Genomic DNA, 9,948 nt, shown 5'->3' with positions numbered 1-9,948 from the left:
ACCAGCCACAGGTGCGGCCACAGCACGGTCAGGTCCGCGCGGTGGTCGCGGGCCAGCCGCGTCCGCACGGCCACGATCCGGTCACCGCACCAGGTGGCGCGCCGGGGGCGTTCGGGGGAGATCCGCGCCATCCGGTCGTAGGCCGCCGCGAACTCCTCCTCCGGGCCTTCGCCACGCGCCCGCTCGACCTCCGCGCGCAGCCCGTCCCACCTCCCGCGGCGCGACCGCGTCCACCGTTCGGCCCAGCCGCGCAACGGCGGCGGCCAGCGTTCCTGGTCCGCGGCCGTCCACACCCGCTCGACCAGCCAGCCCAGCCCCTGTGCGACCAGTCCCGTGGCGGTGCTCCCGGCCACCACGGCGGCGAAGACCAGCACCTGGCCGCCGAGGCTGTCCACGCGGGGGTCCTCGGCCCAGCCGGTGACCCGCTCGGCGAGGTGCCCCACGTCCCACGCCCCGCTCCAACCGAGGGCGTACGCGGCCGTGGCGACCGCCAGGTAGAGGGCTCCGGGCAGGGCGAGGGAGCTCACCCACCTTTCGGTGAGCCTCCGTCCCAGTTCCGCCCACATGTCGCCCACGCCTACCGCCCCGAGCGCAGGGGAGCACCGCTGACCAGGCAGACCGGCACGTCCTCGGCCGGGGTGGGCTCCCAGGTCCGCACGCACCGGCCCTGGGGGCATCCGAACAGGGCGGAGGCGGGTCGGGGCAGACCGGTCCCGGGCACCTCCAGGTCCGCGGGGCCCACGTAGCGGATGCCGTCGGCGTGGGCGGACAGCCCCCGGCCGTCGATCGCGACCAGGGCCTCCTGGAGGCAGGCCAGTTCCGCCGCCACGTCCCCGCCCTCACGGGCGGCCACGAGCACGGCGTCGACCAGCGCTGAGCCGCCGTGCACCCGCCGCAGCCGGTCGCGGACCGCGCTGGCGTGTTCGCAGACGACGCCCAGGCCGGTCTCGGTGTCCTCGCTCACCTTTCCTCCGATCGGTCGGGAGGGGCCCGGACCGGGACCTTCGGAGGCCCCCTCCATTCCTCTCGGCCAGTGGGGAGGCCCACGGAGGACCCCCTTTGGATCTACGTCGTAAAGGAGCAGCACGAAACCGCGAGAAACGTGAGGGGAGAGAGAACACCCTCTCCACGTCCCCGCAGTTCGGGCCCACCACCCGTGCCACGGGCCGCCACGATCCGTGGCTACACTGCACGCGTGGCCATCCAGATCTCACCCAGCATCCTGAGCGCCGACTTCGCCCACCTCGCCGACGAAGCCGCCGCCGTGTCCCCGTCCGCCGACTGGCTCCACGTCGACGTGATGGACAACCACTTCGTGCCGAACCTGACGTTGGGCCTGCCCGTCGTGGAGTCCCTGCTCAAGGCGACCAGCACGCCCCTGGACTGCCACCTGATGATCGAGGACCCCGACCGGTGGGCTCCGGCCTACGCCGAGGCGGGCGCGGGCAGCGTGACCATCCACGCCAAGGCCGCCAACGCCCCCGTGCGCACCCTGCGCGAGATCCGCCGCCTGGGGGCCCGCGCGGGCCTGGCCCTCAACCCCGCCGAGGCGGTCGAGCCCTACGCCGACATCATCGGCGAGATGGACATGCTCCTGCTCATGACCGTCGAGCCCGGTTTCGGCGGCCAGAGGTTCCTCGACGTGGTCCTGCCCAAGATCCGCAGGGCACGCGAGATCCTCGACAGCCGCGAGGCCTCCGTCTGGCTCCAGGTCGACGGCGGGGTCAGCGCCGAGACCGTCGAGCGGGCCGCCGAGGCCGGAGCCGACGTCTTCGTCGCGGGTTCGGCTGTCTACGGCGCACAGGACCCGGCCAAGGCCGTGGAGTCCCTGCGCTCCCTCGCCGCCGAGGCCGCCGACCGAAACTGACCACCGACCGCGCAACGATCCCGACACGGCCCCGCGCACGGCTGGCCACAGCGGACCGGGCCCCCTAAGCTGTGCGCTTCGTAGTCGTTGATTCCGCTTGGTCGCGGCTCCGTCTTCTCCTCGCGTGTGCGCGCGTGCGGGGGAGCGGCGCGGCGTGAGCGCGTTGCCAGGCGCGGACCCGTGGGAGTACGCGTTGAACGCTTGGACGGCCGAGCATCTGGCCATGGACGTGCTGTGGGAGGCGGAGACCGCCCCCATCCGATGGCTCCAGGGACTGGGGGACTGGCTGGCCCACCCGCTGGGCCTGATCACCCATCTGGGCTCCCACACCCTGGTCATCATCGCCCTCGCCCTGGTCTTCTGGTGCGTCAACCCCGGCCTGGGCGCCCGCCTCTTCATCGTGGTCGCCTCCTCGGGTGTGGTGAACCAACTGGCCAAGTCGGTGCTCTACGGGGCCCGCCCCTACTGGTACGACGCCCGCATCACGGCCCACACCAGCTCCGGCAGCTTCGGGATTCCCTCAGGTCACACCCAGGGGGCTACGGTCACCTGGGGCTACCTGGGTCTGCGGTCGGGCCGCCGCGCCGTGCTGTGGGCGTGCGTGGCCGTCATCGCGCTCGTCGCGTTCTCCCGGGTCCACCTGGGCGCGCACTTCATCAGTGACGTCCTGGCCGGTCTGCTGCTGGGGGCCGTCCTGTTGTGGGTGGTCCTGCGCTGGGAGGACCGGATCACCGCCTGGTGGCTGGGTCTGGGTACCGGCCGCTGGGTGGGCTACGCCCTCGCCGCCACCCTGGTGCCCTGCCTGGTCGCGACCCTGTGGCAGCTGCTCGTGCGCGACGGCTGGACGGTTCCCGTGGAGTGGAACGGCGCCGTGCCCGCGGACCCGGCCGAGGAGACCCTGATCGGGTTGTACGTCGGGGCCGGCTCACTGCTCGGCGGGCTCGTCGGCTTCACCCTGCTCGCGAAGCGCGGCTGGTACAGCGCCCGGGGCACGCTCGTCTCCCGGGCCGCCCGCCTCGTCCTGGGCGCCTCGGTGGCGGTGCTCGTCCAGGTGCTGGTGTACGTGCTCTTCGGCACCCTGACCGGGCTCGCCGAGGCGGTGGTGTCGTTCGTCGCCTACGCCGTGATCACTTTCTGGGCCTCCTACCTGGCGCCGGAGATGTTCGTGCGCAGCGGCCTGGCCACCAGGCCCGAAACCTCGACCGAAACCCCTGTGGGCGGGGGCCGGGGCGGCTCCGGCGACACGCCCGCGCAGGCGCCGTCCGACACCTCCGCGGACGCCGGGGACGGCGACGAACGTGGATGATTCGCGTCACACCAGCTATGCGCCCCAGTTGGGAAGGGGTTAGGATTCGAGCCAGTTGAGACAACAGTCAAACACGTGCTCCGGGGTCGGTGTAATTCCGAACCGGCGGTGACAGTCCGCGACCCGGCCGAATCCATCGGCCGGTTGAACCGGTGGAATTCCGGTACCGACGGTGAAAGTCCGGATGGGAGGCAGTACGTGTCGGGACGGTCCGTCCGTCGCCGCGTCCACTGACGCGCGACCCCCGGTGCCGCCTTGTCGTGGACCCGTTTCCACACCCCTCTTCCCCGGAGCCCGCAAGGCGAAGGGAAGGCAAGGGCGTGTTCACCGGAATCGTGGAAGAGCTCGGCGAGGTCGTCTCCATCGAAGCCGCCGGTACCACGGGGGAGTCCGTCCTCCTGTCGGTCCGCGGCCCCCTGGTCAGCTCGGACGCCGGGCACGGCGACTCCATCGCGGTCAACGGCGTGTGCCTGACCGTCGTCGACCGCGGCGAGGGCGTCTTCACCGCCGACGTCATGAAGGAGTCCCTGGACCGCTCCTCCCTCGGCGCCCTCGCACCGGGCTCCCCAGTCAACCTCGAACGCGCCGCCCGCGCGGACGGCCGCCTCGGCGGCCACATCGTCCAGGGCCACGTCGACGGCACCGCGTGCCTGCTCTCCCGGAATCCCGGTGACAACTGGGACGTTCTGCGCTTCGGGCTGCCCGCCCACCTCTCCCCGTACGTGGTCGAGAAGGGGTCGATCACCGTCGACGGCACCAGCCTCACCGTCTCCGCGGTCAGCGACCCCGGTGCGGAGGAGGAGTTCTTCGAGGTCAGTCTGATCCCCGAGACCCTGAGGGCCACCACTCTGGGCGGTCTGGCCACCGGCGCCACCGTGAACATCGAGGTGGACGTCATCGCCAAGTACGTCGAGCGCATCACCGCCGTGGCCGCGGTCCGCCCGCGGGCGTGAGCACCGGCGCCGGGCGCCGGGGGGCGGACCCGCCGGGTCGGGCCGCCACCCGCCACACCACCCACATCCACGACTCACCCCAGGGAGCGGACATGACCGTCACCGACGCCACCCCGGCCACCGCAGAGATCGAGCAGGCCGTCGTCCTGGACCCCATCGAGGAGGCCGTCGCGGAGTTCGCCGCGGGGCGGGCCATCGTGGTGGTCGACGACGAGGACCGCGAGAACGAGGGCGACATCATCTTCGCCGCCGAACTCGCCACGCCCGAGCTCCTGGCGTTCATGATCCGCCACACCTCCGGGGTGGTGTGCGTCCCCATGGAGGGCCCGGACCTGGACCGCCTCGACCTGCCGCTGATGACCGCGCGCAACGAGGAGAGCCTGCGCACGGCCTACACGGTCACCGTCGACGCGCGTGAGGGTGTCACCACCGGCATCTCCGCCGCCGACCGGGCCCGGACCATCCGCCTGCTGGCCTCCTCGGGCAGCCGCCCCTCCGACTTCGTGCGTCCGGGTCACATCCTTCCGCTGCGCGCGCGGCCGGGCGGTGTCCTGGCCCGGCGCGGTCACACCGAGGCCTCCGTGGACTTCGCCCGCCTGGCCGGTCTGCGTCCCGCGGGTGTGCTCGCCGAGGTGGTCAACGACGACGGCACCATGGCCCGCCTGCCCCGGCTGCGCGAGTTCGCCGACGAGCACGGCCTCAAGCTGGTGTCGGTCGAGCAGTTGGCCGCGCACCGCGCCGCCCTGGGCGAGACGCTCACCGACGCCGAGGCCCACCCGCCGCTGGTCACCCGCATGGTCGAGACCCGCCTGCCCAACAGGTACGGCCAGTGGCGCGCGGTCGGGTTCCGGGGCACCACCGACGGCGCCGAGCACGTCGCACTGGTGTACGGGGATCTGTCCGACGGCACCGACGTCCTGGCCCGCCTGCACTCGGAGTGCCTCACCGGTGACGCGTTCGGCTCCCACCGCTGCGACTGCGGAGCCCAGTTGGACGCCGCCATGGCCGACATCGCCGAGGAGGGACGCGGTGTGGTCGTCTACCTGGGCGGTCACGAGGGCCGGGGTATCGGTCTGCTGCACAAGCTGAGCGCCTACAGTCTCCAGGACCGGGGTGTGGACACGGTGGACGCCAACCTGAGCCTGGGGCTGCCCGCCGACGCCCGCGAGTTCGGTGCCGGGGCGCAGATCCTCACCGACCTGGGCGTGTCGTCGGTGCGGCTGCTGAGCAACAACCCCGACAAGGCCGAGGGGTTGGAGCGCCACGGTGTGCGGGTCAGCGAGCGGGTGGGCATGCCCTCCTTCGTCACCGAGGACAACGTCGCCTACCTGCGTACCAAGCGCGACCGTATGGGCCACGACCTGACCGGTGTGACCCGTTGACCGCGGCCCGCCCGGGCCACCGCCTCCCCGCAGTTCGCGCAGACAGAAAGACAGGAACCCATGAGTGGTGAAGGACGTCCGGAACAGCACGGTGTGGACGCCTCGGGGATGTCGGTGGGCATCGTCGTGACCCGGTGGAACGCCTCCGTCGTCGAGCCGATGCTCGCCAACGCCCTGGACGTGGTGAAGGCCTCGGGGGCGTCGGCCCCGGCCGTGGTGGAGGTCGCGGGGGCGGTCGAGCTCCCCGTGGTGGTCCAGGAGCTGGCCCGCAAGCACGACGCCGTGATCGCCCTGGGCGCGGTCATCCGGGGCGGCACTCCCCACTTCGACTACGTGTGCCAGTCGGTTACCCACGGGTTGACCGAGGTGGCTCTGCGTCACTCCACCCCCGTGGGCAACGGCGTGCTGACCTGTGACACCCTGGAGCAGGCACGTGACCGCGCGGGTCTGCCGGGAAGCGTCGAGAACAAGGGCGCCGAGGCCGCCCTGGCCGCCCTGGACACGGCGGTGGTCCTGCGCGGACTGCGCCGCTGATCCTGGTCCGGGTGCGCGGAGCGCCGGGGCCCGGTGGGGCGGCCGGACACGACGCCGGTGTGGCCGGAGCGCCCCCACCCCGGGTCGGTGCCCCCTTCTGGTCGTCGCGTTGGTGTCCGGTGCCCTGGTGGGGCCCCGGGCGGGCGGAGTGGAGTAGTCGGTGAGGACGAGGGAAGAGCCGGTGGACGAGGCGTCGATGCGGCCGGTCCTGCCCAGGACGTGGCGTCCCCGGTCGGTGCGGTGGGTGGCCTACGGCCTGGCCCTGCTGATCATGGTGACCGCCGTGGTGATGGCCGTGGTCATGCCGGAGGTCTGGGGGTTCATGGACCGGTTCCTGATGGTGGGACTGGGTCTGGTCATCGCCGCCGGCCTGCACCTGGTCGCCCGGCCGAGGCTGGTGGCCACCGAGGAGGGCGTGACGGTGGTCAACAGCATCCGCACCCACGTCCTGTCGTGGACGGAGGTCGTGGACATCCGGATGCCGGTGGGGGAGCCCTGGCCCTCGGTGGACCTGTCCGACGGGACGACCCTGGCGGTGATGGGCATCCAGAGCGCCGACGGAGTGGTCGCCCACCGCTCTCTGGCGGAGTTCCGCGCGCTGCTGGAGGAGCGCGGGGAGGGCCGCGAGCCCGGCCTCTCGTAGGAACCTCCCGGGGGAGCCGTCGGATTCTTGAGGATCCGTGGCTCCCGCGGTGTTGTGTGGGGCACATAGTTTGGTACCGAGAGCCACCAGAAGGAACGTGGAAGAAGGTACCGCGTGCGCGACATCCGAGCGGCCGTGTCCGACCTGTACGCGTCGGGCGAGACGTTCGCGTTGGCCACCGTGATCGACACCTACAAGAGCTCGCCCCGTGACGCGGGCGCCGCGATGCTGGTCAGTGCCTCCGGCGAGGTCGTCGGGAGCGTGTCCGGGGGCTGCGTGGAGGGCGCGGTCTACGAGGAGGCCCTGGAAGCCATCCGCACCGGAGTGCCCGTGCGCCGCACCTACGGGGTCAGTGATGACGACGCCTTCAGTGTCGGTCTGACCTGCGGGGGCACCCTGCACATGTTCGTGGAGCCGGTCAGCCGGGCCACCTACGCCCAGCTCGGGTCGGTGATCGGCGCGATCGACGAGCACCAGCCGGTCGCCGTGGCCACCATCGTCTCCGACCCCTCCGACGCGGGCCGGGTGGGGCGGCGCCGCGTGGTCTGGCCCGGCCACGCCGAGGGGGACCTGGGCAGCGACCGGCTGGCCGACGCGTTGGACGACGACGTGCGCGGCATGCTCGCCCAGGGCAGCACGGGCCTGCTGCGGTACGGGACCGACGGGCAGCGGCGGGGGGACGAGCTGGAGGTGTTCGTCCAGTCCTTCGCGCCCGCGCCCCGCATGCTGGTGTTCGGCGCGATCGACTTCGCCGCGGCCGTCGCCGACCTGGGCACCTATCTGGGTTACCGGGTGACGGTGTGCGACGCCCGGCCGGTGTTCGCGACCGCCAAGCGGTTCCCCACCGCCGAGGAGGTGGTGGTCAAGTGGCCGCACGTGTTCCTGGACGAGATCGCCGACGAGATCGACGAGCGCACGGCCATCTGCGTGCTCACCCACGATCCCAAGTTCGACGTGCCGGTGCTCAGGGTCGCGTTGGGGACCCGTGCCGGGTACATCGGTGCGATGGGGTCGCGGCGCACCCACGAGGACCGTCTGGAGCGGCTGCGCGAGGCGGGGGTGCGGGAGGAGGAGCTGGAGCGTCTGCACTCGCCGATCGGTCTGGACCTGGGGGCGCGCACCCCGGAGGAGACGGCGGTGTCGATCGCCGCGGAGCTGGTGCAGACGCGGTGGGGAGGCAGCGGGCGCGCCCTGCGGGAGACCGAGGGCCGGATCCACCACGACACGCCGCGCGTGCCCCTGGTTCCGGCCGGATTCGGTCACTCCACCAAGTGAACCGAAACCTGTTTCGTTGTGAAGTGCCTGGTCATGGCGGGGTGGGGAGGGCGGCCGCGGAACGCGTCCGGACGGGCTGCGCCAGGCGGCCCATCCGCCGTGCCTCCGCGTGACATCATCACGTCATGGGTACTGGGGAGGCACGGGACAGGGAGCGTACGGGCCTGGCGGCGGGTCTGCTGTTGGCGGCGGGGGCGGGGAGCAGACTCGGGCGCCCCAAGGCGTTGGTCGAGGTGGGCGGTGAGCGCCTGGTCGACCGCGGCGTGCGCACCTTGACCGAGGGCGGCTGCGCTCCCGTCATGGTGGTGTTGGGCGCCGCCGACACGCCGGTGCGCGGTGCCCACACGGTGCACAACCCCGACTGGCGCAGCGGTATGGGCTCGTCGGTGCGGGCCGGGATCGACGCCCTGCCCGGCACGGTGGACGCGGTGCTGATCGCGCTGGCCGACCAGCCGCTGGTCACGCCCGAGGCGGTGCGCCGCCTGGTGGAGGCGCACGAACAGGGCGCCCGCGCCGCGGTGGCCACCTACGGGGGCAACCAGCGCAATCCGGTGCTGCTGGGCCGTGAGCACTGGTCGACCGTCTACGCCATGGCCGTGCACGACGTGGGAGCGCGACCGTTCCTGCGCGCGTACTCGCACCTGGTCACCGCCGTGCCCTGCGACGACATCGCCAGTCCGGAGGACATCGACACGGTGGAGGACCTGGAGCGGGTCAGCGGTGTGCTCGGCCGCGAGCCCTCGGGTTCCGGCTGAGCCCCCGTGAGCGGACGCGGCCGGTCGGTCAGGACAGCGGCTCGGCGGTGATGCCGAACGTGTGCTCGGTGGACTCGCCGGGTGTGAGCACGATCAGGTCGGTGCCGGTGGCCAGCGCGTTGGGCGGGCAGGTCATCGGTTCCGCGGCCAGGTGGGCCCGGTGGTCGTGCCCGCCGAGGGTGTCGGCGCTGAACAGCTGCAACCAGCCGAAACTCCGGTCGCACCACAGGGACACGCGGTGTTCGGGGCCGCTCGCCCGTACCCACGCGCGCCCGTCGCCGTCCCGTTCCAGTGCGGTGAAGGCGGTGTCCAGGACCGTGTCGCCCAGCGCGCGGCCCGGCGGGCGGAAGTCGAACTCGCCGCCGTCCACGGGGACGGGGGCGCCGGAGGGCAGCATCTGGTCGTCGACGGGCTGCCGGGCGCCCGCGGTGGCCTCCAGGGTGAGCTCTCCGCGTGCGGCCAGCGCCGACAGCGGTTCGCCCAGGGTCAGATAGGGGTGGAAGCCCAGGCCGAAGGGGGCGGGCGCGTCACCCCGGTTCCGGGCGGTGGTGGTGACCGTCAGTCCGTCCCCGTCGAGCCGGTAGCCGACGGTGAGCTCCAGGGGGAAGGGGAACCCGGGGGTGCCCCCGAAGTCCAGTCGCAGGACGGCCGCGTCCTCGGACATCGACTCCGGGGTCCACGTCCGGTCGTGGACCAGGCCGTGGATGGCGGTGCCGGTCGCCGGGTCGTTGGGCTCCAGGTCGTGGTGGACGCCGTTGAACCGGTAGCCCTTCTCGGTCACCCGGTTGGGCCACGGCGCCAGTACCTGGCCCTGGAAGGCCTTGGGGCCGTCCTCGCCGTAGGGCCACACCACGTCGCGGCCACGCCAGGTGAGTGCCCGTAGACCCGCGCCCCTGTGGTCGACGTGCGCCCGGTACTCCCCGGAGCGCAACCCGATCACGTCACTCACCTGTCACCCGCCTCCTCGTCGTGTCGTCCGGCCGTGCGCCGAACCGGGTGATCATAGCCCACACGGCCCCGCCGGGAGGACGCGGCGGGGCCGTGGCGGGCGGGTCGGGAGGTGTTCGGGAGGTGTTCGGGAGGCGCGGAGGCGGAGGGCGGCGACCGCGGACAGCCACAGCATGGCGGTGACGGCGCCGACGGGGAATCCGCCGGCCGGGTCCATGACGATGGGTCCCGCCGCGATCATGCCGAGGCCGTTGACCAGGGCCAGCCACGGCGTCCACGTGCCGC

10 protein-coding genes, 2 pseudogenes and 1 riboswitch are annotated in these 9,948 nt (G+C 72.6%); of the genes and pseudogenes, 8 read left to right on the top strand and 4 right to left on the bottom strand.

The annotated features are described in order from the left end of the window. Positions 1-527: pseudogene (locus tag D455_RS0117445) on the bottom strand (hypothetical protein); the annotation flags it as partial. 50 nt (positions 528-577) lie between these two features. Beyond that, on the bottom strand, positions 578-964 hold the full coding sequence (locus tag D455_RS0117440) for a hypothetical protein (protein WP_017571999.1): 387 nt from the start codon (positions 962-964) through the stop codon (positions 578-580). 231 nt (positions 965-1,195) lie between these two features. Between D455_RS0117440 and rpe the strand changes: the two genes are divergently transcribed. The 8 genes from rpe (at position 1,196) to D455_RS0117400 (ending at position 8,715) form a co-directional block, all read left to right on the top strand. Next, the gene (gene rpe, locus D455_RS0117435) at positions 1,196-1,867 is read left to right on the top strand and encodes a ribulose-phosphate 3-epimerase (protein WP_017571998.1); all 672 of its coding nucleotides are present in this window, start codon (positions 1,196-1,198) and stop codon (positions 1,865-1,867) included. A 223-nt stretch (positions 1,868-2,090) separates the two neighbouring features. Next, positions 2,091-3,173: a phosphatase PAP2 family protein gene (locus tag D455_RS0117430; protein ID WP_017571997.1), complete on the top strand. Its 1,083-nt coding sequence runs from the start codon at positions 2,091-2,093 to the stop codon at positions 3,171-3,173. A 71-nt stretch (positions 3,174-3,244) separates the two neighbouring features. Then, positions 3,245-3,375, top strand: a riboswitch (FMN riboswitch). 118 nt (positions 3,376-3,493) lie between these two features. Further along, positions 3,494-4,126, top strand: a complete 633-nt coding sequence (locus D455_RS0117425) for a riboflavin synthase (protein ID WP_017571996.1) — start codon at positions 3,494-3,496, stop codon at positions 4,124-4,126. A gap of 92 nt (positions 4,127-4,218) precedes the next feature. Then, positions 4,219-5,508 carry a bifunctional 3,4-dihydroxy-2-butanone-4-phosphate synthase/GTP cyclohydrolase II gene (locus tag D455_RS0117420; protein WP_026122717.1) on the top strand — a complete coding sequence of 430 codons (1,290 nt, stop codon included), beginning with the start codon at positions 4,219-4,221 and terminating at the stop codon, positions 5,506-5,508. 60 nt (positions 5,509-5,568) lie between these two features. After that, on the top strand, positions 5,569-6,042 hold the full coding sequence (gene ribH, locus D455_RS0117415) for a 6,7-dimethyl-8-ribityllumazine synthase (protein WP_017571994.1): 474 nt from the start codon (positions 5,569-5,571) through the stop codon (positions 6,040-6,042). 181 nt (positions 6,043-6,223) lie between these two features. Continuing rightward, positions 6,224-6,685 (top strand): PH domain-containing protein, encoded by a 462-nt coding sequence (locus tag D455_RS0117410; protein WP_017571993.1) that lies wholly within the window; start codon positions 6,224-6,226, stop codon positions 6,683-6,685. A 114-nt stretch (positions 6,686-6,799) separates the two neighbouring features. After that, a complete protein-coding gene (locus D455_RS0117405) occupies positions 6,800-7,960 on the top strand; it encodes an XdhC family protein (RefSeq protein WP_017571992.1) in 1,161 nt (386 codons plus the stop codon). Between the two features lie 125 nt (positions 7,961-8,085). Further along, complete coding sequence (locus D455_RS0117400) at positions 8,086-8,715, top strand: nucleotidyltransferase family protein (protein WP_083922287.1); 630 nt, start codon at positions 8,086-8,088, stop codon at positions 8,713-8,715. 28 nt (positions 8,716-8,743) lie between these two features. Here D455_RS0117400 and D455_RS0117395 read toward each other — a convergent pair whose 3' ends face one another. Then, the gene (locus tag D455_RS0117395; RefSeq protein ID WP_017571990.1) at positions 8,744-9,664 is read right to left on the bottom strand and encodes an aldose 1-epimerase family protein; all 921 of its coding nucleotides are present in this window, start codon (positions 9,662-9,664) and stop codon (positions 8,744-8,746) included. A gap of 51 nt (positions 9,665-9,715) precedes the next feature. After that, a pseudogene (locus tag D455_RS34870) lies at positions 9,716-9,948 on the bottom strand (hypothetical protein); the annotation flags it as partial.

Origin of the sequence: Nocardiopsis halotolerans DSM 44410, from assembly GCF_000341065.1 — a bacterium.
Taxonomy (GTDB): domain Bacteria; phylum Actinomycetota; class Actinomycetes; order Streptosporangiales; family Streptosporangiaceae; genus Nocardiopsis; species Nocardiopsis halotolerans.
This window is presented reverse-complemented; position numbering and strand designations above follow the sequence as displayed.